The following is a 22795-nucleotide window of genomic DNA, read 5'->3' on the forward strand; positions in this document are numbered from 1 at the left end:
AAATATCCCCCTGCTGTCGCCTTCACGTGCAGGATACAGGTTGGCAAACAGTCCCAATGTATATCTGGTCATATTATTTTACTAAAATCATCAGTGAGTATCCGCCAAATATTCGTACCGTAAGATCATTATTCAGGGGATACAGATATTTTCTTGGAATATTTATCAGGCGATCTTTCAGCCCGTAATCGTGGCCGAGTGAAAATCCCGGAGTGTAGAAATAATCAATAATCTCATAATCCAGTTCTTTCAGAGTCTGAATTACAGTCTCCTTAGAAAAATAATGCAGATGACCCACATTTTTTCTCTGATTCATAATAAAACTCTGATATACTGCAGAAACTGCAAAAAACTCAAGTGGGATGTGAAGAATTTTATATTTACTTTTATCCTTAATTTTCTTTAAAAAGGAGAAGTAATCCTCAATATGTTCAATTATGTCGATGAGCAGAAGCATATCAAAATTAACATCATTTTCAGTTGTGAAATCCTTTAATTTAAATTTAAGGTTTTCACTCTCCTTTTCAAGGCATATCTTATGGGCCTGTGGTGATATTTCATATCCTGTAAATGAACAATGACCTCCAATTTTTTTATGGAGCTGATTCAGAATCTCACCGGCACCACAGCCTATTTCACATATGGAATCTGGTGACAGGTTATTCCTCTCGATAATTTTTTGAATCTGTTCTGCTTTCCATGGAGAATCCTCAACGTCCCATGTAGGATTTTTTTCCAGATATTCTCCGTTAAGATATTTTTCCGGAATATTCATTCAAATTACCCCCATCTCACTCAGCCTCGCCGGCAGATATTCCTTCGTCACAAAATCAAGCCCCCGGCTTGCAAAAGCCTGCTGTTCAGATTTCACTCCAAGCTTAAGCTGCAGATTTATCTCCTTTCTCCAGTATTCAGTGTCAAACCTCGGATCAGTAAGCTCTGCTTTCAGGGCTGCAATGTCTCCCTCCGTGAGCTTGTCTGCCGGAAGATCATAATTGCTTATATCAGACGGCTGAACGCCGATAAACTGCGCTCCCGGAGTTGCAAGAATCTCTGACATATGCGCCGCCTTAATAGAACCATATGCCACACTTGCAAAGATCCTGTATGACCAGGGATCACCGTCAGTGAAGATGACAACCGGCAGGCCCAATTCTGCATTCAGCCTCTTTAAGACGCGCCTTGTAGAGCGCGCCGGCTGGCCCTTAAGGTGCAGAAGTATGGCATCATACTCCTCATCAAAACCATTCTCCATAAGACGGGCATACATACCTCCGGTCTCCATCGCAATAACAAATTTTGCATCATGGTCAATGAATTCGAGGTTGTCCACATTGCTGGGTATCGGATAACCAGCCTCACCAACATCCTCCCGGCAGTGAATAATTCTCTCACCACGTCTTGTCTGCTCCTTTATCCTGAGTGAGCCATATACAGATGCCCCGTCCTCCTCAGGCCTGAGATGAAAGGCCTCCCTTGACAGTTCAGTGACTATCTCAAGGTCCTCTACAAGCATATTACTTTCATCCTGCGCTGAGAACTTTGCCCTCTTCCACCCTTCAGAGATGTAATACATCTCTCTCAGTGTGGATGAGCGGTTATCGGCTATCTGGTTCTTTAAAAAACCGACAACATGCGCCATCTTCAGAAGATGCATTGCGCCCTTTGCTGAGGATGCTGACCGGAGGGTCTCGCGGCTGCCATACTTCCAGACCTCGGACTTCTCATCGTACTCAATGTTCTTTTTTGTCCGTGTAGGGAGTGAGATGTAGGGTATTGTTGCAGAGGAGATCTGGTCATACCACTTCCCTGCTATACCTTTAAGCCGCTTTGTTGCCTCTTCATCAAGTTCTTTTTTAAGCATCAAGATCCACCACCACAAGTTTCTTCTCATCTACTCCGCGGATGTCAAGCGTCCCGCTGCCGGTTCCGGAATATGTGGCCTTCCATGCGGATTCCGGTTCAATATCCGCCTTCCATAATTTATTGTATTCATTCCCGATTACATCAGTAAAGTCCGTCTTTGGCTTTGCATCAACTGCACTGCCCTCCGACATATTGTAAACCGTTACAGAAACCGGGCTCCTTGTGTGATTGCTGACAGTAATCTCGACTATTCCGTTAATGGTCTGCTTCTTTGCAACAACCTTTCTCATTATCTGCGCTTCAAGAGGCGCAGTATCGGGAGCAGGTTTTTCAACAATCTCAGACACTTTGGCAGCAATGTCGGGCAGCAGTGAGCAGACAGCACGTGCTCTCTCCTCCTCCTGCTTGTTCTTATCCCTCCTGCTCAGGAAGTTCTTCAGTTCCCGGCCCAGATCCTGCATTACGAGGATAATCTCTTTTTCTATCTCATCTATTGCCGCAACCGCATCCTTGCTCTCAGATGTGAACGGGACATTAGTTGATGCAACATGGACGAGAATCATCACAGGCCCTGTGGGAATCCCCTGCTGTGAGAGATTATATGATCTCCAGTTCACCTGTGAGACAGCGTTTGTAATTGCACATGCACCCTGCTGGTATAGGAGAGGCACGCGGTTTGCAAATCTCATAAGAGTTGCAGATCCTTCTGACTCAAGCTTTCCGCCGTACCCTATGGCCGCCTCAATGATGAACGGATTTCCGGAGAATACCTGGCTTTTTCTCGTTTTTGCCTTCACGAAGTCAAGTTCAAACTCCTTGTCAATTCCCTTTATGATCATCTCTTCACCAATCGGAGAGAGGCACTGGGATGCAGGCGGCGGAGGCACACTTACGGTCTGCATTGCTGAGAGGAGGCTTTTTAATTCCTCAATCTTCAGGCCGGAAGTTTTTCTGGTCTGTTTAAGTCCGGAAATTGCGATTATCTCATCGGCATTTTTATCACCGACACGGGAAAATCCGTCTATCAGGAATTCTTTGAGGCTTTTGTCACTGAGTGCCGCCATCCTCTTCAGGAGGCCAAGTTCAATGCCATGCGGATGCGGCGCGATAGCCTTTGGCGCGATAATTACCTCATCGCTCGCCCTCTCAAAATTGTGCAGGTCTCCGTCAATATCTGCTCTTATTCTTGCATGCGGGTTTACGACCGATGTGTACCTGAGATAGTCAAGAAGCCTTTTTTTGGCGGCAAGGGAACTTTTGAATTCGATCTCAATTCTTGTCCCGTGCATCCTGTCCCATACAATCTCTTCCTCTTTGACAATCTCCGGCTCATTCGTCTCTGTCTTAATGAGAAGCTCAAACCTGTATGCCGGATTTTTATGCCCGGTTCGTGAGGTAACAACAGCCGGAATTCCGGTGGTCAGCTGCGCGTAGAGCACTGCCGCAGATATTCCTATACCCTGCTGCCCCCTGGACTGCCGGATCTGGTGAAAGCGTGATCCATAGAGCAGTTTACCAAAGACAAAAGGCACCTGGGCAGGTGTAATGCCCGGCCCGTTGTCCTCCACAATAATCCGGAAGACATCCTTATCAGTCTTCTTTATTCCAACATAGATGTCAGGCAGGATCTCTGCCTCTTCGCAGGCATCAAGGGAGTTGTCCACCGCTTCCTTTATGGTTGTAATTATTCCCCTCGTCGGAGAGTCAAAACCTAAGAGATGCTTGTTCTTCTCAAAGAATTCTGCAACACTTATGCTGCGCTGTTTAGATGCTAACTCTTCGGCAAGATCCAATGTCTAAACCACCTCTGAGACTGCATCTTCGGGAGAGATCTCCTTCTGCTCGCCGGAACTTAAATTTTTTAAGGTTATAAGGCCTGATTCACATTCCCTTGCACCAATCAGGGCGACATATGTTGCAGTCTTTGCCGCGTATTTCATCTGTGCGCCGATTCCCCTCTCAAGGAGGTTAATTTCTGCGCGTATTCCTGCTCTTCTGAAAATTGCAGCGACCTCAAATGCCCTTGAGGCAGCTTCAGGCGTGTAGGCAACCGCCACTACAGGTTTTTTCTTAATATCCACCTGCCCCAGTGAGACCATCACCCTGTCAAATCCTATCCCGAATCCGCAGGATGCGACATCCTCTCCACCAAATAGATGGGCAAGTCTGTATGAACCTCCGCCGATTATCTGGTTTTCCGCACCGAGATTTTCGGCAAACCCTTCAAAGACCATGCCTGTGTAATAGTCAAGTCCTCTTACAATGCCCAGATTTAACTTATACTTCATCCCTGTGTGGTTCAGTATATCAAGAATACCGGCCATTCTCTCTGATTCCGGAAAGTCACCGCAGATCTCCATAGCCTCACTCAGGGTTGAGCATTCGACAAGATTTTTCAGTTTATCATAGAGTTCAGGTTTTCCGGCAGAATTCAGATATTCTGTAAGGCCTTCAAAATTTTTCTTATCCAGAAGTGCCATTACCTTTTTTCGGTCATCTTCGGCAAGATCTGAGAGAATATGCTTCATTGGTGAGAGATGCCCGACATGCATCTCAAAATTCACCCCTGTGGAACTCAGTATCTCATAAGCAAGCAGTATCATCTCGGCATCTGCCGCCGCTGTGTCTGCACCTATTAACTCCGCACCAAACTGCCAGAACTGCCTGTATCTTCCTTTCTGTGGCCTTTCATACCTGTAGCAGTCGGAGAGGTAGCACCATCGTACAGGTTTTGACAGGACTTTTCCTTCACTGACATACATCCTGAGGACGGCGGCTGTGCCTTCCGGGCGCAGTGCAAGACTTCTCCCGCCTTTGTCCTCAAATACATACATCTCCTCTATTATTCCCTCGCCGGATTTTATTGTATATAATTCCGAGGACTCAAAAGTGGGTGTGCATATCTCTCTGTATCCGAATGAGGATGCAACGCCCCTCATCTTTCTCTCAACTTCTCTTCTCTCTTCCATCTCGTCCGGAAGGAAATCCCTTGTTCCTCTTGGCTTTTTAATCATTGTATTGCTCCTGAAATGTCCGTTATCTTCTCATACTTACGTTTCCAAGAATTCTGTCAAGCGCTGTGGACGTTTTTGACCATATTTTATCCTTCTCCTTCTCAATTCTGCCCTGAAAGAAGAGGGCTATAAGAACTAAGATCAGAGATATAAGCTCCTCACCCCTTAGGGCAAAGAGAACGCCTGTCAGGGATAATGCTGTATAAAAAACTCCGTAATATGCTGCTTTTCTGTATCCGGGATAACCTGTTCTGTAAAATATTCTTGCATCCCTCAGCCACAGGTACGTTACTGTTGCTGCGCCGAAGACTGTCACATAGAGAAGATAACTGTATGTCATGCCAATACTTATTATTCAACCCCAAACCATATGTTAATTATCCGGATGAATTCAAACAATACTTTAAGAGGGATTTTAAAGGAATTTGAGGCGGGCAGGATCTCAGTGGATGCGGCTGAGGAACTGATTGACGGCCTGAGAATTGAAAAGATAGGTGAAATTGCCAATATAGACCTTGGAAGGTCTGTCAGGTGCGGTATGCCTGAAGTAATACTGGCTGAGGGAAAGAGGACAGTTCACCTCACAGAGATTGTTGAAAAGATACTGCCTGTATCGGGGAGATGTCTCATTACGCGGGTTAATGCGGAACAGGCAGACTCTTTAATAGTAATTGCAGAAGGTCTTGGTTTTTCATATTCCTACAATGAAACTGCATCCACAGTTTTTATATCCGGAGATCCTGATATCAGAAAGTCCGGAGGGCGTGTTGGAATTATCACTGCCGGAACTTCAGACTTACGGGTTGCAGAGGAGGCAAAGGTTATTGCTGAAGTTATGGGCTGTGAGGTTAAGACTTCATATGATGTCGGGGCTGCCGGTATTCACCGTCTCTTTCCGGCAATAAAAGAGATGCTTGATGTTGATGCCTATGTCGTCTGTGCCGGGCGTGAGGGCACACTTCCGACTGTCATCGCCGGACTTGTCAGCAAACCGGTTATTGGCGTGCCTGTGAGCGTTGGCTACGGCTATATGGGTCAGGGGCAGGCCGCACTTGCCGGGATGCTACAGTCATGTGCCGTGTTAACGGTGGTGAATATCGATGCCGGTTTTACTGCCGGGGCATTTGCCGCAAGGATTGCAAATATGGCTGGTGATAATCGTGATTAAAAGAGGATTTTATATCGGACGTTTTCAGCCGTACCACAACGGGCATCAGTCTGTTCTTGAGGCAATATCAGATGAAGTCGATGAGATTGTAATCGGGGTTGGCAGTGCCCAGATGAGCCATTATGTCAATAATCCCTTTACTGCCGGTGAGAGGATTATGATGATTACAAGGTCGCTTGATAAGCTGAAATGTCCGTTTTATGCAATTCCGATAGAGGATGTCCAGAGGAATGCCCTGTGGGTTGCGCATGTAAAGTCCATGTCACCTCCGTTTGATAAGGTATTTTCAAGCAATCCACTGGTTGTTGAACTATTCAGGGAGCAGGGCGTAGAGGTTGTATCTCCTGATATGTATGAGAGGGGTACACACAGCGGCACAGAGATCAGGCGCAGGATGCTCATGGATGAAAACTGGCAGGAGCTTGTACCGTCAGTTGTGGTTGATATTATTGAGGAGATAGGCGGTGTCCGTCGCCTGAGTCAGATCTCAAAGAAGGACTAAAAAGGCTTAATTATGGCAGGTTTTTTAAGTAAAATTTTTTCAAAGAAAGAACCGGAGACCGAGGTTATTGAATATTCTTCGCTTCCGGAATTATTTGCAGAGACGAAAAAAGAAGCTGAGGAGAGCATCCACAGGGCTGCTCTGTCTGCGGCTGAGAAGGCAGGGGACTCACTTGTATCACTAAATAAATCCCTTGACAGGTTTGAGAAGAGAGATCTTTCAGATGATGCCCATCCAAATAAGAAGCTCCTCAATGTCGCCAGAAATTCAAAGCCTAAATTTATCGGTTCAATGAGGAAAGCAATTGAGGCAGGGATTTCAGATGATCCTGAGAAGGTCTATGATTCAATGATCTCATTTGTCAATGAAAGTGCAAAGATTATGAAGGGTAAGGGGAGGTATCTTGGTGCGGCCTTTCCTGAAGAGATGAAGGCTGTAAAATCCGGGATCGACTCCGTCGGGAAACTTATCAATAAAATGACTGAAGAGGTCAAAATCCCGGTTGAACTGAAGGAGAAGTCCGGCATTTCAGAGGGGAAGTATGATCTTATTGAAGATAAATACAGGCAGATCAGGGGAGATAATGAAAGGATCTCAGCATTGGCAGATAAAATGTCGGCCCTGAAGGGTGAGATCAGTGATATTGAATCAGGGATGGAAAATCTGAAGGGATCAGCTGAATTTTCAGAGGAGGCAGAATTGATCAGCCGGCTTGAGGCTCTTGAGATGAATTTTTCTGCTGCTGAGAATGATTATGAAGCCCTTATTGCCTCTACCGGCAATGTCTTCCGTAAATCTTCATACCAGTTTTCAAGGGAGAATAATAAGGAGATGGCAGGTAAGGTTGAGAGTCTGATTGATATTCTCTCTAAGAAGAATGATAAATGCAGACTTATGGATGAGGCAGTTGAGTTGTACAGCTCTGTTTATCCTTCACTTGCCACCGTATTTGGTGCAAATCCTGATATCATCAAGAACAAGACCGAAGAGGAGTTATTCTCATCTCCGGGTGTCTTCCCGGAGAAGCTTAAATCATGCTGCAATGAACTGAAGTTATCTCTTGATGAGATTGATGCAGTAAAAAGAGAGGCAGAAGGTTATTCTTCCGGCAGGGAACTCGGCAGGCTTTCCAAAAGATATGAGGCGAATACTGAAGGGATAGTAAGGCTTGAAGAGGAGTCAGAATCACTGAAATTCCGTATTTCTGAGTCTGAAGGTGAAATCCCTGAACTTATGAGAGATCTTGAAGAGTCCCTGAATGACTGGAGAGAAAATCCGGTTGAACTGAAGTTCTGATCATCTCTTATTTCTCTCTCTTTATTTTGTATTTTTAGGTCCCGTGCCTGAGCTTGTCTATTGGTAAAAAAAGTCATTCATGAACCTGCGGGTTCACAGATGGCATATGAAACAAATGTTTCATGGGAGGTATTTGCCGGATATTGTTCTCCTGCTAAAATTTTCCGGTATTCAGATATTTTTCAGAGAGAATCGATTGATACTGAACTGAAGGTATCTGCCATCTCTGAAATCTCCTGTACCCCAAATGCTGTCTGGACAGATCCAAGTTCTATCTCATTTGCACAGGAACAGACATAATCTATGATGTCAATTGAAAGCTCACGTTTCTGCTTGCTTTTTCTCATCTGATCCACTATGTGGCATATTTTGTTTGGATCTTCCATCCTCAGTTTGGCCAGGCTTATGACACACATATAAATCCTTGTCAGATTCCTGTCAGTGCCGGTGATGCAGTCAAAGAAATTTTTAATCACCTGTGCCTGATAGATCTCGCCAGCCATATTAAATATTTAATATCTTTTTTCTCTATTTAGTTTTTTGCATGATTTTCAGTATGTAATCTATCTTATGTCCTCCTGTAATTCCGGGTGATAACTATCTCAGTTTAGTCCATGAGACCTTGAGATTAAAGGTTTCCCCATCTGTCTGATAATCTGATATTCCTGCATTTTCCATAATGTTCTCGATTTCATTCTTTGTATATGCTGCCTTAACTGAGGCCTCAAAGTTATTACGTGACTGCTTCCTCATCCGGTTTTTCTCCCTCCTGAGAAGATCTTTTGGAATATCCCTTCTCATATCAATAATTACGGCAGATGATTCTCCCTTAAGAACCCTGTCAGTTTCAGAGATTACATTTACCGGATTTCTCCATTCGTGAAGTGAGTAGGCAGAGAAGACTCCGTTAAATGTATTCCGGCAAAAAGGCATCATCTCTGCATTCCCCTGAATCACAGAGTAACGATCTTTTTCACTGATAGTTTCTGAATTATCCTTTGCTATGCAGACCATATTCCGGTTTATATCAATAGCAACCAGTTCTGAATCTGATCTGACTCTGCTGCTTTTAAGCCACTCAACTCCGAGATAGCCCGGCCCTGCACCTACCTCCAGAACAGTTCCGTGATTAACCCCTGCATCCGTTATATCTTTTAAAGGGAGCAGATTTCTCTTCAGTAGAGTTCTCTGGAGTATGTTGTAGTCGTATGCCTCATCTGCTGAAAAGAGGTGTTCTGTCTCCTCCGGAATTCTTTCGGGATACATCAGATCTGAACAGTTGATTCAGATTTATAAAAATATACTGCCCGAATGATTCTCTTCATCATACCGGCATTATGATTAAAAAATGTGAGAATTATCTCAGGTTATTTGTTTGCCGATACAATTTTAATTATGTCGCCGTCTTTAAGTTCATGAGTCTCTTTGATGCGCATCTTTGTTCTGGCATCTACTGCATATAAGAATCCGTTACCGATATCAGTATGGACCATGTATGCGAGATCATGCGGGTTGCTGCCCTTCTTCATCAGAAATGCGTCCGGTAAAATCCTGTCCTGACCGTCACAGTACTTGCTCTCGTCCTCAACCGGAAAAACGACAATTCTGTCTAACAGATCAAATACTGCACTGTTTATTGTCTGCTGAACACCTGTCCCGTCAGCCTTCTTCATGAAATCTCTTATGGCTTCAAGGCCTGCATTCTGGGCTTTGCTCAGTTTTTCCGGATTTAATATTGTAAAATCAGCATCTCCGGGTACATAGCTGGTAAATCCTGCTTCAGTAGCCTTTCTTATTGCAAGTTCTCCTGCTGCACTTGCTATTGATATATTCTCTTCAGCCTTTAATTTCCCGATAACCTCATCAGATGCACTGTCTGCTTTGTTTGCAATGACAAGGAAAGGTTTTGAGGCAGATACCAGGCATTCACAGAATTTCTCAAGCTCATCATCTGTGCAGCTCTTCAGGTCAACTCCGGAGTCGTTCTCTGCGCGTATTACATGCTCATCAGTAATTGAAAGTCCTGCAAGCTGTTCGGCGACTGCATCAATAATTGAAAATGTCTTGGCCTGTGATGATCTCTGAAGCCTCTGCCAGTTCTTCTCCAAAAGGCCGTACACCCACATAGTCATCTCATGCTCAATAAAGCCGATGTCATTTAAGGGGTCATGACTGCCCAAATCGACCGGATTTCCCTCTTCATCAGTGCCTCCGCTGGCATCTATTATGTGAAGTATTGCGTCAGCCTCTCTGAGGTTGTCAAGAAACTTATTTCCAAGCCCTTTGCCCTTATGTGCATCAGGAACAAGACCTGCTACATCAATAAGACCGATCTGTATAAACCTGATTCCGTCCTTGCATGCCTTGCAGCCCTCAATTCCAAGCTCTTTGCACGGGCAGTTAATTCTTACGTATGCAACACCCTTGTTGGCATCAATTGTTGTAAACGGATAATTTGCAATCTCTGCCGGAGCCATAGTTGCAGCCGAATAAAATGTGGATTTGCCGCAGTTTGGTTTGCCTGCTATTGCCAGATTAATCATATAAAAACTCCTGATATTCATATATTGCCGGATTATGATTAAACAAACGGTTGCGAATTATTATAATGTCGTAACAATTACCCGCAGCCGGATTCTTACTGTTCATCCGGACAGTTTTTTATGGGGGTATTTTGCTATATTTCTTCTCCTGTGCATGATAATCATGGTAATTATTTATCCGGTGCAGACGATAATTTCTGTATGAGTTATACTGCCAAAACCACATACTATTTCGATGAACCCGGGCCGGGTAATACAAAGGACTCAGCTTCTTTTGCAGTGGAGCGTGCAGAGGAACTTGGAATAAAGACAATAATTGTTGCAAGTACAAAAGGCGGCAGTGCAGAGATATTTGCAGATGCAGTAAAAGGCACAGGCGTATCACTGATTGTTGTCACGCATGTTGTCGGTTTTTCCACTCCGGGAGTCTGGGAATTTCCAAAAAGCCTTGCAGATAAACTTGAAAGTGAAGGTGTTCGTGTAATAAAGGGCACTCATGTATTTTCAGGGCTTGAAAGGGCAATAACCCGTGGCGGTGCAAAACTTGGCGGCGCTTCAAGGACTGAAGCTATTGCAGAGGCTCTGAGAAAAACGGTTGCCGTCGGCCTCAAGGTTGCCGTTGAATGTACACTCATCGCCGCTGATCAGGGTGAAATTCCGGTTGAGGACGAGATAATCTCTGTTGGCGGCACAATTTCCGGTTCAGATACAGTCTGTGTCATCAGACCCTCGCATACTTCCGGATATTTTGACCTTCAGGTTCGTGAAATTGTTGCAATGCCGAGGAATCGCTGAATATGGGATTTGCTTCTCTGCATGAAGGATTAAAACTCCTTAAACATCCTGTTCTCTGGATTGCCGGAATAGTTTCCGCCATATTCTCATTTCTGATGATGTGGTTCTCAATGACAGAGCCGCTCTCATTTTATGGTGATAAGCTGCTCATGATCTGGCTTGTAACAATGCCGTTTTTTATAGCTGCAACCTACGGCTCAATAAAATCTGAGGATTATTCTGTTGCAGCTTACTTCAGGGAAGGTCTGAAGTATTATTTCAGGGTGCTGCTTCCGGCTGTTTTCATATCATTCGCTGCATTTATCTTCATCTTTATAGTGATGCTTCCGGGCAGCCTGGCAGGAGCTTCAGGTCAGGTATTATCAATAATATCCGGATTTATCTTCTTTATACCCTGCCTTATTCTGGTCTTCTTCTTTGATACTGCGGCAGTATTCTCAGATCTTAAGGTGTTTGAGTCTATTAAGAAGAGCATTACCGGAGTGATGTTAAAACCCTTCAATGTCGCGGGTTTTTTCCTTGTTCTGCTCCTTATATCTCTCGTGCTTCTATTCGGGCTTGCAATTATCTGGTCCGGCCTTCTTGCAGATGAGCTTATGCCGCTTACGGAGGTGTCAGCCGAAGAGATGAGTGAATACTCGGCAAACCCTGAGCTGTTATTCTCAATGCTTGGTGATTTCGGTGTTATGGTGACCTCCCTTATCTACTCTCTCGGTTCAATGCTGATAATTACAGTAATGCTTCCGTTTAAAGCGGTATTTTACAGAAAATATCTGGAAGATGCAAAAATTCCGGTCATCAGTTCACCTGATATTACAGCAGCAGATCAGGGTATTGACGGACAGGGTGAGTATGACGAGAAGGGAAGATGGTACAAGTATTCCTGACGGAATACCCATCATTTCACTTTTTTAATTTAATCTGTTGTTATCAGATGTAAAAGGCCATAGCAAATAGTCCGCCGGCGAGTGTGCAGGTAATATTTGTTCCTGCGTTTCCGAGGATGCCTCTTCTTTCAAGGGTTGCACCTACAAAACTGTCCACATTTGTCCCGACAAATCCTGCGGCAGTGCCTGCAAGTACCATTTCAGGTGGAATTACGCCCAGTAAAAATGCAATAATACAGACGATGAATGCAGCAAAGGTTGCCGCAACTTCTCCAAAGAGTGTCACACCACCATCTGTCCCTTTTGGTACTTTTTTAAATGAAGTTATCAGGTATGGTGTTTTTCCAAGCATCCCAAGTTCACTTGCGGAAGTATCGGCTGTAGCTGCGGCAACACTGCCTATGAAGAGGGCAATAAACATAGGTTCGGGAGATATGCCGTAAAGCATAGCAGCACAGAGCGATATCAGTCCGTTTGCAAAAACATTGAGAAATCCCCTGACACCTCCTCTTGATTCTGCAACTCCCTCTGACTTCTTCTTCTCATATTTGAATTTTGTAAAACCTGCTCCAAGTATGAAAAAGGCAAGCATCACGAAGAACCACCTCACATCAGCAAAGACTATGATCAGTATTCCCATCAGGGCTGCGCTCAAAAGCCCTGACATGTCTGCCGCCTTCATCTTATAGGATATGAGGGCGAAGACAAATGAGATGATTATTGCAGACATCAGGAGATCAAAATCCACAAAATACCTGAGGTCGTAGAAGAGATACATAGTCATTGCAGTGCCGATGCACTCAATCATAATTGTATCTTCCCTTCCTTTTAATATTGATTTTAATAATGCGGCCACAACAACTCCGGTAATCGGAGTGAGGAGGTTAAAATAGCCCAGGTAATAGGATGCAAAGACCGCGCCTGCGGTTGCGACAATGAGATATGCAAGATATGAATAATTGTCATCCCTCGGCCATATCCTGTAAGCTGCCTCGCCAAGAATTACAATTGCCAGAGTGGTGAGAAATACGACTGCCGGGATGATATTAAGGCCATACAGCAGGGCTACAATACTGATGCCTATTGCCGGATACTGAGTATTTCGTATAAAGTAAAAAACTCCGCTGATGAGAATTGTTATCAGTGCAAGTATGAACGGAGGTTGTACAAAAGGTGCGATAACGATTGCAATTGTGGATAATATCGCAACTATCCACATATCCGGCCGTTGAAGCATGTATGTAGTAATTTTGTATTTAATCATTAATTATACTGACCTGATTAAGACTGGCAGCGATTTTTCCTGCAACAGATTAGTTACTTTTCTGTATAACTCATGATATTTTTTTGCCATTACCATTTAGTGCCGGCCCTTCCTGCGGCAGATCTTCGATTAGTATATGAGAGAATAGAGACAAATTTTTAGGAAATGTCTGATACCGGAGAGATCCCAAAAAATTATGACCCATTGGAGGTAGAGGAGAGGTGGCTTGGAATATGGAAAGACGAGAATTATTATTTTGATAATAACTCTTCAAAGCCACGTTTTATAATCGATACCCCGCCGCCGTACCCTACTGGTAATTTCCATATAGGTAACGCCTTTAACTGGTGTTATATCGATTTTATTGCCCGTTATAAGCGGATGAATGGCTATAATGTCATGTTCCCACAGGGCTGGGACTGCCACGGACTTCCAACTGAGGTAAAAGTTGAGGAGACTCACGGCATAACAAAAAATGATGTCTCAAGAACAGAGTTTCGTGAGATGTGCCGCGAACTCACACTGGAAAATATTGAAAAGATGCGCAAATCCATGCGCAGATGTGGTTTCTCAAATGACTGGAGCAATGAATACATCACAATGCTCCCGGAGTATTACAGCAAGACCCAGCTCTCATTCCTGAGGATGTTTGAGAATGATGACGTTTATCAGAGTGAGCATCCGGTAAACTTCTGTACCCGCTGTGAAACTGCGATTGCGTTTGCTGAAGTGTCATACGAGGACAGGACAACAAAACTCAGTTTCTTTGATTTTGATGGTGTTGAGATAGCAACAACAAGGCCGGAACTGCTTGCCGCCTGTGTTGCAGTTGCCGTTCATCCGGATGACAAACGCTATTCCGATATCTCCGGTAAGACACTTAAAGTTCCAATCTTCGGGCATGATGTACAGGTAATAGAGGATGAAGCTGTGGACCCTTCCTTTGGAAGCGGAGCAGTGATGATCTGTACCTTTGGAGACAAGCAGGATGTTCACTGGTGGAAGAAGCATAATCTTGATCTGAGAAAGGCAATTGACCTGAAAGGCCGTATGACTGCAATTGCAGGTCCTTACGCCGGTATGACCTCTCTGGAGTGCAGAAAGGGGATACTCTCCGACATGACGGAGAAGGGCATCCTAAAGAAGCAGGAAGATCTCGAACAGCGCGTTGGAACATGCTGGAGATGCAAGACTCCTATTGAAATTCTCTCTGAGAGGCAGTGGTTTGTAAAGGTGCACAATGATGAGATCCTGAAAGCTGCGGATAAGATTGCGTGGACACCTGAGCATATGAAGATGCGCCTTGAAAACTGGGCCTCACAGATGGAGTGGGACTGGTGTATCTCAAGGCAGAGGATCTTTGCAACCCCGATTCCGGTCTGGTTCTGCAATGAATGCGGTGAGGTTATGCTGCCTGATGAAGAGGACCTTCCGGTTGATCCAACGGTTGACAAACCGAAGAAACCATGTCCAAAGTGCGGATGCACTGAATTTACAGGCGAGACCGATGTCCTCGATACCTGGATGGATTCGTCAATATCTGTTCTGAATATTACAGGATGGGACGGTAAATCTGTACCTGAATATTTCCCTGCACAGATCCGTCCGCAGGGTCATGACATCATCAGGACATGGGCATTTTACACAATTCTTCGCGCGGGGGCACTGACTGGCGGAGGCCACCCGTGGGATGAGATTCTTGTGAACGGAATGGTACTCGGAGATGACGGCTTTAAGATGTCAAAAAGCCGCGGGAATATCATTGTGCCCGAAGAAGTGCTCTCAAAACACGGCGCGGATGCCTTCAGGCAGTGGAGTGCAAGTGGCGCTGCAACCGGACAGGATATTGTATTCTCATGGAATGATGTGATTGCTGCGGCAAGATTCCAGACAAAGATGTGGAATATCACAAGGTTTGTTCTTATGCACCTGGATAAGGCAGAAGGTGGAATGATTGCAGATGTTCCGGCTGTGCTTGCGGACCGCTGGCTTATGGCAAAACTGTCATCTGCGGTATCCGAGGTTACAGAGTCAATGGAATCATACCAGTATGACAGGGCTGTAAGGGCTATCCGTGAGTTTGCAAGGGAGATCTTTGCAGATAATTATATTGAGATGGTTAAGGGCCGCCTGTACGGCAGTGGTGAAGGCAAGGAGAGCGCACTTTTTGCGCTGAAGACATCGGTGGATGCACTATGCAGAATGCTTGCGCCTATAACGCCGTTCTTTGCAGAGGAGTGCTATAAGCATCTCACCGGGGGAAAGGAGAGTGTTCATGCACAGAGCTGGGTTGATTATTCATATACTGATGATGATGCGCTCGTAAAAGGTGACCTTATTGCAGAGATTATTGCCGGAATAAGGAGGTACAAGCATGATGAGGGTATGGCACTGAATGCACCCTTAAAGCATATTACTGCATACACGCCGCATGAAATCGATGACAGCGGGGATGCTGCCTCTACTCTTAATGCAGAATTTGAATGGAGATGCGGGCTTCCGGAACTTGAGAAGGTGGTCTCTGATGTATCATTCAATATGGGTATTGTCGGGCCGAAACTGAGGAAGCAGGCGAAGGTATTCATGGACGCTGTCCGTAATCTTCCGGACGACCTGAAAGTAAATCCTCCTGCAATGGTCACTGTAGGGGATGCGGAGATTGAAGTGCCTGAAAATTCATTTGAACCGGTTTATTCCTTCAGGGTTGCCGGTGAGGATGTTGATGTGATACAGATGTCAGACGATGTTGTTGTGACTGTTCTGAAGAAATAATACTAATTTCTATTTTCAATAATTTTTTAAATATTTCTTATTCTGCCGGGAATTTTCAAATGGCAGGCATGTAGGTGAACCCGATACAGGCCAGGCTGAAGGGAAATTCATAATCTGCTGCCCGCAGTCCTATGGGCATTGAATCGAAAGAAATTTGCTCCGGGTATTCATCCCGTGACTACAGTCGTGGGCTTTCTGCCTGTCAGATCGTAAGTACGCAGGCCGGTATAACAATAAAGTGGTATTTATAAGGGGTAAATAAGATAAATATAACCAGCCAAGGGCGTAGCGAGGTAAATAAATGTCAGCAGCAAGTAAGAAACAATTAGCAAAACTGAACAAAGTGAAGAAGGCAAAGGCAGAGGAGCTCTCAAAGCAGGTGGCTGCAGGCAGTCAGGCCGCCAAGAAGAAGCTCAAGAAGCTTGAAAAGAAGATCAAGTAAGTAATTAAAAATATCAAACATTTTTTATATTTGATAATATTTTAAAATTTATTTGATTATAATATGAATTTTCGTTTTATTTCAACTTTTTTTTCCGGGTTTATAGGAGTTTTTCATTCCTGATTCATATTTGGACCACAGCCTGTCAAAGATTCTCAGGTTTGATTCCGCTTCACCGGAATAACCGGCAATTTCCTTAAAGGCAGGATCTCTTTGCTTCTGTGGATTTTTCTCAACGAATTTAATAATCTTATACAATGATGTCCTTATTCCCCCTATAGACCCGTGAATATTATCTAAGAATTCGCGGTTCTGGAGATATTCCCTCTGTATACCTTCAGATTCCCTTTTCATCTCTTCGGCAGCAGTTATGTCCTTTATTACCGTAATTACGGCTGATACTTTATTGTTATCTCCTTCCTCAAATACCGGGAGATAGGTATAGCTTATTATCAGAGTTCTTTTTTTGCCGGCAAATTTACCAATTTTATTCCTGTTATGTCCGGTTCTGAATATATCCTCATAATCTCCGATATTAAGCATCTTTGTAAAATTTCCTGTCTCATAAAGTGGCCTTGTGAGCTGAAATTTTGTGATCTTTAATTTTTTTGCAATTTCAGCAAATCTATTATTATATTTTATTATTTTATAATCCCTGTCCACAGCAAAGAAGATCTCATCAATATTTTCCATAAAGACAGAACAGATATTATCTGTGTATAAATCCCCGGATAATCCGGAATCCTTCTTTTCTCTTAATATGATTATCTGCTCTTCAAAGTCAATCCTGTATGATAATGTAAATCCTGAATTTATGTTCACTCTCTTCAGAGTGCCGCTCTTTTTCCTGAACTGGATTTCATCGGGCCATACTGCGGTTTCATTTTCAGATTCAGGATTACATTTAGGTATTTTGAAAAAATTTATGAGCTTTCTTCCGATAATCTCATTTTTTTTATAGCCGGAAAAAAACTCCATCTCATTATTTATCCGTGTAATTGCTCCGCGACGGTTAATTGTGAGTGCAGGTTCATGTATTTTATCAAGGCCTGCCATTATGGGATCTGTATTCGAGGTCTCAAGCCTTTTTATCCGGTCACGTTCTGCTTTATTGATTTTAAGGGCAATTCCAAGGCTGTGGAGTATTTCCTCTTCTGAAAATGGTTTGATCAGTATCCCACAGGGACCGATTCTCTTCAGATCATCCACAATCTCTTCGTTACTGGAATTTATTATATAAATTACAGGTTTTTTGTAGGTATGAATTATTTTTTTTGCAGCATCAAGGGGCGATATTTTCCCGACTATATCGGTATCTATGATTACAATGTCGGGTTTTTCCCCGGCTGTGCGAAAGATCAGATCACAGCTGTCAATGGATAATGCCAAAACCTCGTAGTTATATTTCCTGAGGGTCTTTTTCAGTTCCATCGTGGATTTTAGATCTTCCACTGCCATGAGGACTTTTTTTGGTTTCTGCTCACCCCGTGATGCCATTGTCAGGATATCATTTGTTCTGAATGGTAATAATCCATAACGATTTTTTGGAGATGTCTCTGTTTTTCTTCTGACTGTCTCAAAATATTATCTATAAATATTTCTTCTGTTTATGTGGCATCTGCCTGATGCAGTCTGCTACAAATTTAATTATTTCTTCCTTATTTTTCAGAGCATCAATTAATATGAATCTTTCAGGGTCTGTCTCTGCTATCTCAAGATAATTGTTCAGCACTTCTTCGAGTACATTTCCGCATTCAAAATGTTCCGGTTTATCCCTGTCTTTCTTAAGCCGGATGAGGGCTTCTTCCACAGGAAGTACAAGGAGAAATGTCCTGTCCGGTTTTATGGTCCAGCCTTCATGTACCTCTTTTAACCACTTCATCGGTTCGGGCAGTATCTTTTTGAGGGTAACTGCCTGGTATGCAAATCTTGAATCTGTGTATCTGTCAGAGATTATAATTTTGTTATCCTTCAGTGACGGTCTTATCACTTCTCCCAGATGTGCTGCATGATCTGCACAGAACAAAAGCGCCTCTGCAACGGGGTCAATATTCTCTGCAATGCCGCGCCTCACCTGCTCCCCAATCCATGTTGAACCTGGTTCTCTTGTATATATCACGTCCAGATCAGACAATTCCTCTTTTAAGCCATTAAGCAGGGATGATTTGCCGCTGCCGTCAATCCCTTCAATTGTAATCAGCAAATTCTGCCCTCCTGAACATATTTTAGTGGCACTCTTCCCTTGTGGACCGCGGTTGCGATGATTGCGCCGTCAATTCCGGCATCCTGAAGACGCAGCAGGTCTTCTGTGGAGTTCACGCCGCCGCCATACAGAAGTGTTCCTTCGTATGCACTCCTGATCTCTTCAATATCAAGACCTCCCATTGAGTCCTCTGCGCCCACGCTTGAGAGGTTTAATACAATGAGGCCTTCAAATCCTGCACCTGATGCTCTTTTCAGAACCTCTGCCGGTTTTTGTCCGTCCGGAAGCGCTCTCCCATCTTTCACAACAACGCTGAAATAATCAAAATCAGTGTAATCCTCAGGGTCTCCTCTGCATGTCTCGGTGGATATTACATTTTTTATCCAGGGTTGCTTTAACGCTTCAGAGGGTTTTTCTGCCCCGCGGTTTAGATAAGAAAACTCTCCGCAGTTCCTGCACGAAAGAACTGCTGAATTGTTATCTCCATTTCTTCCAATTCTGTCCAGATCTGCAAGATATGGGTATTTTACCTTCAGTTCTGTCAGGTATTTTACAGGTTCTGTGCTCTCTGCGAGTCCCCAGTCAAGAGGTTTATAGATCTCCCTTCTGCCTTTATAGCCATGGACTACCTCTCCTCCTTTAATATCAACAGCAAGAATTATTTTCATTATCATGAATTATTTGTCCGGATAAACCATCAAGATATTATTTATTTTAAAATAATTTGAATAATGTGCCTTTATGGGCTGAAAAATGAGGTTAATACAAAAATCACTATTATGTGATATAACCAAATTTTATTATGGATTTATTGGTCAGTCCAAGCAGTGTTGCAGAGGCAAAAAATTCACTTGCTGCGGATATTGTTGATGTTAAAAAACCTTCTGAAGGTTCATTAGGTGCAAACTTCCCGTGGGTTATCTCAGAAATAAAGTCGCTCAGTGATAAACCTGTCAGTGCGGCAATCGGTGATTACAGCTTTAAACCCGGAAGTGCAGCTCAGTCTGCTTTTGGTGCTGCAAGCGCAGGCGCTGATTATATCAAGGTCGGCCTGATGTTCGGGGCTGATGAGGATGCTCTTGAGTTTATCAGGGCAGTTGTAAAAGGAGTTAAATGGAGATTCCCTGAAAAGACGGTTGTCATTGCATCTTACGCTGATTATGATCGTGTTGATGCAATTTCTCCTTTTGAGATGGCACCACTGGCAGCCAAAGCCGGTGCGGATGTCGCTATGATTGATACAGCGGTAAAGGACGGCAAGGGTCTATTTGATTCTCTTAATGATTCAGAACTTATTGAATTTACTGAGAAGAACCGTGCGCTTTCATTACAGACTGCACTTGCAGGTTCACTAAAGTTTGAAGACCTTGAAAGACTAAAGAAGATCAATCCTGAGATTATCGGGGTACGTGGCATGGTATGCGGCGGTGACAGAAGTGAGACAATAAAACCTGAACTTGTTGAGAAAGCTCTAAACCTTCTAAGGTGATTTGGTTAAGTTATGTATAAAAATAAACTTGAGATGGAGACCGGATATACCTTTGACGATGTCCTGCTAATTCCTGCTGCGTCACAGGTTGAACCGAGTCAGGCCGATATTAAATCGAGATTCACCCGCAACATTGGTGTTACAATTCCCTTTGTTTCTGCGGCAATGGATACAGTAACTGAGTCTGGTATGGCAGTTGCGCTTGCGCGTCTGGGTGCAATTGGTGTAATCCACAGAAATATGACTCCTGAAAGGGAAGTCGAGGAGATCCGGAAGGTCAAACAGGCTGAGGATTTCATTGAGCGTAATGTTGTTACGGTTGATATTGATTCCACAGTCTCTGAAGTTGACCATCTGATGAATGAGAATAATATCAGCGGTGTGCCCGTTATTGAGAATGGGAAGGTCGTTGGTATTGTCAGCCGCAGGGATCTCAGGTGGATTGCGTCCAAGAAGGGTGCTGATAATATCCGGTCTGTAATGACTTCCGGGCCGATTACTGTTAATGAGGACATTTTACTTGAGGATGCTATTGAGGTGATGTACAATAATAAAGTTGAGAGACTTCCGGTTACATCATCTGACGGCAGAATTCTTGGTATTATGACCATGCAGGATCTCCTTGAGAAGAATCAGTATCCTGATGCGAACCGGGATAAGGATGGTAACCTGAGAGTTTCTGCGGCTGTTGGTCCTTTTGATTTTGAAAGGGCAGTTATGCTTGATGAGACCGGTGTTGATGCGCTTGTGGCCGATTGTGCACATGGGCACAATCTCAATGTTGTTAAGGCAATAAAGGATATCAAAGGCAGTGTGAAAGCTGATGTGATTGCGGGAAATATTGCAACGTCTGCGGCTGCTGAGGCATATTCTGGTGAAATCGATGCCCTTAAGGTTGGAATCGGCCCTGGTTCAATATGTACTACAAGGGTTGTTGCAGGTGTCGGTGTCCCTCAGATTACTGCAATTGCTTCCGTCTCGCAGGTATGTACTGAATATGATGTTCCTGTAATTGCAGATGGTGGTATCAGGTACAGCGGTGATGTTGCAAAGGCAATTGCGGCAGGTGCTGAATGTGTTATGCTCGGAAGCCTTCTTGCCGGTACAGATGAGTCTCCAGGCAGAATTATTGCAATTAAGGGGCGGAGATATAAGCAGTACCGCGGCATGGGTTCACTTGGTGTGATGACCGGCGGTCAGTCAAGCGATCGCTACTTCCAGAAGAAGGGTATTGGTCAGACCAAGTTTGTTCCTGAGGGTATTGAGGGCGCGACACCCTATGTGGGTGAAGTTTCGGATATCATCTATCAGCTGACGGGTGGTCTGAAATCATCAATGGGATATACAGGTTCTGCAACAGTAAGAGATCTCAGGGAGAAGGGTGAATTTATTAAAATAACATCTGCTGGGCAGGTTGAAAGTCATCCACATGATATTCTGATTACAGATGAAGCACCAAATTACCGGTTGCCTGATAACAAATAATTATATATATTGTTTTTCTTAACATTTGGTAAATATGTTGGACGGTGATGAGGTATCCCGCCTTCTTGATATTCTTGGTAACAGAAACAGGAGAAGAATTATTCAGCTTTTAAGGCAGAAACCCTGTTTTGTTACTGAAATTTCAGACAGGCTTATGATAAGTCCGAAGGCCGTAATTGAACATCTCCAGATGATGGAGAGGGAAAGTATCCTGATTTCACACGGTGATGAGATTAACAGGAGGAAGTATTACCATCTGTCAAGGGATTTCCGTATAACGGTGAATATAGAGGATGTTGTAGTCGCGGGCCGTGATTTTGAGGGTGACAATGAGGATTTTAAATTAAATCTCTTTAAGAAAACTTTGATTGTCCGGAAAATGGTAAAATCCCGTGATGAAGTCCTTGTTGATCTCGATTATCTTGAAAGGGATCTTGAGAAAAAAATCCGTGATTTAAAAATTTTCTGCAAAGAGATAATAGACAGTGAGGCAGAGTTTAATCTTATAACTGCCTTAGCCGGCTATAATATGTCTGTTGAGGATCTGGAAGAGTTTTGTGGTATTTCCGGTGACGATCTGATGATTTCACTGGGAAAACTAACAGAAAAAGGGATTGTGGAGAGATCAGGCAACCAGTATAAATTGTGTGGTAATTATGAAACGTGAACCTAATGATGATATTTTAAGAAATTTTGCAAAGGCGATGGAAGATATAATGAGTAGTCTTCCGTTATCGGAGAATGCCCGTTTTTTAGGCTGCACAATAATTTCCGGTAATGGTAGAGACCCCTTTGTCTTCCGTACGGATGATGAAGATGGTATGGACAATGATGAAAGCATTGATTATGAGCTGATTGATGGTCCTGAGAGAATATATGTCACTGTGGCCCTTCCGTCTGATACCAGTAAAATGCCTGATGTTGACATCCAGCCGGAATTTGTATTAATTATTGTTGATGGTGTGGAGGTCAGAGTTGATCTTCCGTGCAGTGTTCATGCCGGACAGAGTTATTTCAGGGCTAAGAACGGCATACTGGACATTGTATGTGAGAAGATAATTTAATCTCA

The 22795-nt window shown here is 43.7% G+C and carries 23 protein-coding genes; 11 read left to right on the top strand and 12 right to left on the bottom strand.

Annotation, left to right across the window (positions count from 1 at the left end; genetic code table 11):
• Positions 1-73: 73 nt before the first annotated feature.
• The 5 genes from L6E24_RS09995 to L6E24_RS10015 are packed head-to-tail and all read right to left on the bottom strand — an operon-like array spanning position 74 to position 5220.
• A complete protein-coding gene (locus L6E24_RS09995; RefSeq protein WP_257741844.1) occupies positions 74-775 on the bottom strand; it encodes a class I SAM-dependent methyltransferase in 702 nt (233 codons plus the stop codon).
• Positions 776-1864, bottom strand: a complete 1089-nt coding sequence (locus L6E24_RS10000) for a DNA topoisomerase IV subunit A (RefSeq protein WP_257741845.1) — start codon at positions 1862-1864, stop codon at positions 776-778.
• Positions 1857-3659 carry a DNA topoisomerase VI subunit B gene (locus L6E24_RS10005; protein ID WP_257741846.1) on the bottom strand — a complete coding sequence of 601 codons (1803 nt, stop codon included), beginning with the start codon at positions 3657-3659 and terminating at the stop codon, positions 1857-1859. The genes L6E24_RS10000 and L6E24_RS10005 overlap by 8 nt, the downstream gene beginning before the upstream one ends.
• 3 nt (positions 3660-3662) lie before the next feature.
• Positions 3663-4880 (bottom strand): histidine--tRNA ligase, encoded by a 1218-nt coding sequence (gene hisS, locus L6E24_RS10010; protein ID WP_257741847.1) that lies wholly within the window; start codon positions 4878-4880, stop codon positions 3663-3665.
• A gap of 22 nt (positions 4881-4902) precedes the next feature.
• Positions 4903-5220, bottom strand: coding sequence for an ABC transporter permease (locus L6E24_RS10015; protein WP_257741848.1), 318 nt, complete (start codon positions 5218-5220; stop codon positions 4903-4905).
• 45 nt (positions 5221-5265) lie between these two features.
• Here L6E24_RS10015 and larB point away from each other — a divergent pair, with 45 nt between their 5' ends.
• The 3 genes from larB to L6E24_RS10030 are packed head-to-tail and all read left to right on the top strand — an operon-like array spanning position 5266 to position 7846.
• Positions 5266-6048: a nickel pincer cofactor biosynthesis protein LarB gene (gene larB / locus L6E24_RS10020; RefSeq protein WP_257741849.1), complete on the top strand. Its 783-nt coding sequence runs from the start codon at positions 5266-5268 to the stop codon at positions 6046-6048.
• Entirely contained in the window at positions 6044-6550 is a 507-nt protein-coding gene (locus L6E24_RS10025) for a nicotinamide-nucleotide adenylyltransferase (protein WP_257744013.1), read from the top strand. The genes larB and L6E24_RS10025 overlap by 5 nt, the downstream gene beginning before the upstream one ends.
• Before the next feature lie 12 nt (positions 6551-6562).
• Positions 6563-7846 (top strand): hypothetical protein, encoded by a 1284-nt coding sequence (locus L6E24_RS10030; RefSeq protein WP_257741850.1) that lies wholly within the window; start codon positions 6563-6565, stop codon positions 7844-7846.
• Positions 7847-8028: 182 nt separating this feature from the next.
• On the opposite strand, the gene L6E24_RS10035 is transcribed toward L6E24_RS10030, so the two are convergent.
• The 3 genes from L6E24_RS10035 to L6E24_RS10045 form a co-directional block, all read right to left on the bottom strand.
• Entirely contained in the window at positions 8029-8349 is a 321-nt protein-coding gene (locus L6E24_RS10035) for a hypothetical protein (RefSeq protein WP_257741851.1), read from the bottom strand.
• 94 nt (positions 8350-8443) lie between these two features.
• A complete protein-coding gene (locus L6E24_RS10040; protein ID WP_257741852.1) occupies positions 8444-9112 on the bottom strand; it encodes a class I SAM-dependent methyltransferase in 669 nt (222 codons plus the stop codon).
• Between the two features lie 101 nt (positions 9113-9213).
• Positions 9214-10389 (bottom strand): redox-regulated ATPase YchF, encoded by a 1176-nt coding sequence (locus L6E24_RS10045; protein ID WP_257741853.1) that lies wholly within the window; start codon positions 10387-10389, stop codon positions 9214-9216.
• Between the two features lie 201 nt (positions 10390-10590).
• Here L6E24_RS10045 and L6E24_RS10050 point away from each other — a divergent pair, with 201 nt between their 5' ends.
• Both L6E24_RS10050 and L6E24_RS10055 read left to right on the top strand, forming a co-directional pair.
• Positions 10591-11184 carry a pyruvate kinase alpha/beta domain-containing protein gene (locus tag L6E24_RS10050; protein WP_257744014.1) on the top strand — a complete coding sequence of 198 codons (594 nt, stop codon included), beginning with the start codon at positions 10591-10593 and terminating at the stop codon, positions 11182-11184.
• A 2-nt stretch (positions 11185-11186) separates the two neighbouring features.
• A complete protein-coding gene (locus tag L6E24_RS10055) occupies positions 11187-12071 on the top strand; it encodes a DUF7847 domain-containing protein (protein ID WP_257741854.1) in 885 nt (294 codons plus the stop codon).
• A 43-nt stretch (positions 12072-12114) separates the two neighbouring features.
• Here the strand turns inward: L6E24_RS10055 and L6E24_RS10060 are convergent, their stop codons facing one another.
• Complete coding sequence (locus L6E24_RS10060) at positions 12115-13335, bottom strand: TIGR00297 family protein (protein ID WP_257741855.1); 1221 nt, start codon at positions 13333-13335, stop codon at positions 12115-12117.
• Between the two features lie 165 nt (positions 13336-13500).
• On the opposite strand from L6E24_RS10060, the gene L6E24_RS10065 reads away from it, so the two are divergent.
• Entirely contained in the window at positions 13501-16107 is a 2607-nt protein-coding gene (locus tag L6E24_RS10065) for a valine--tRNA ligase (RefSeq protein WP_257741856.1), read from the top strand.
• 301 nt (positions 16108-16408) lie between these two features.
• Positions 16409-16549: a hypothetical protein gene (locus L6E24_RS10070; RefSeq protein WP_257741857.1), complete on the top strand. Its 141-nt coding sequence runs from the start codon at positions 16409-16411 to the stop codon at positions 16547-16549.
• 81 nt (positions 16550-16630) lie between these two features.
• Here the strand turns inward: L6E24_RS10070 and L6E24_RS10075 are convergent, their stop codons facing one another.
• The 3 genes from L6E24_RS10075 to L6E24_RS10085 all read right to left on the bottom strand — a co-directional run bounded on the left by L6E24_RS10075 (position 16631) and on the right by L6E24_RS10085 (position 19426).
• Complete coding sequence (locus L6E24_RS10075) at positions 16631-18046, bottom strand: PAS domain-containing protein (RefSeq protein WP_257741858.1); 1416 nt, start codon at positions 18044-18046, stop codon at positions 16631-16633.
• Between the two features lie 91 nt (positions 18047-18137).
• Positions 18138-18752 carry a dTMP kinase gene (tmk, locus tag L6E24_RS10080; RefSeq protein ID WP_257741859.1) on the bottom strand — a complete coding sequence of 205 codons (615 nt, stop codon included), beginning with the start codon at positions 18750-18752 and terminating at the stop codon, positions 18138-18140.
• A complete protein-coding gene (locus L6E24_RS10085; protein ID WP_257741860.1) occupies positions 18746-19426 on the bottom strand; it encodes a HisA/HisF-related TIM barrel protein in 681 nt (226 codons plus the stop codon). Before L6E24_RS10085 ends, tmk begins: the two co-directional genes overlap by 7 nt.
• Before the next feature lie 128 nt (positions 19427-19554).
• Between L6E24_RS10085 and L6E24_RS10090 the strand changes: the two genes are divergently transcribed.
• The 4 genes from L6E24_RS10090 to L6E24_RS10105 are packed head-to-tail and all read left to right on the top strand — an operon-like array spanning position 19555 to position 22790.
• Positions 19555-20241, top strand: a complete 687-nt coding sequence (locus L6E24_RS10090) for a (5-formylfuran-3-yl)methyl phosphate synthase (RefSeq protein ID WP_257741861.1) — start codon at positions 19555-19557, stop codon at positions 20239-20241.
• Positions 20242-20253: 12 nt separating this feature from the next.
• Positions 20254-21726, top strand: a complete 1473-nt coding sequence (gene guaB / locus L6E24_RS10095) for an IMP dehydrogenase (RefSeq protein ID WP_257741862.1) — start codon at positions 20254-20256, stop codon at positions 21724-21726.
• A 34-nt stretch (positions 21727-21760) separates the two neighbouring features.
• Positions 21761-22393: an ArsR/SmtB family transcription factor gene (locus tag L6E24_RS10100; protein ID WP_257741863.1), complete on the top strand. Its 633-nt coding sequence runs from the start codon at positions 21761-21763 to the stop codon at positions 22391-22393.
• Positions 22383-22790, top strand: coding sequence for a heat-shock protein Hsp90 (locus L6E24_RS10105; protein ID WP_257741864.1), 408 nt, complete (start codon positions 22383-22385; stop codon positions 22788-22790). Before L6E24_RS10100 ends, L6E24_RS10105 begins: the two co-directional genes overlap by 11 nt.
• Positions 22791-22795: the final 5 nt, after the last annotated feature.

The organism is Methanoplanus endosymbiosus, from assembly GCF_024662215.1.
Taxonomy (GTDB): Archaea; Halobacteriota; Methanomicrobia; order Methanomicrobiales; family Methanomicrobiaceae; genus Methanoplanus; species Methanoplanus endosymbiosus.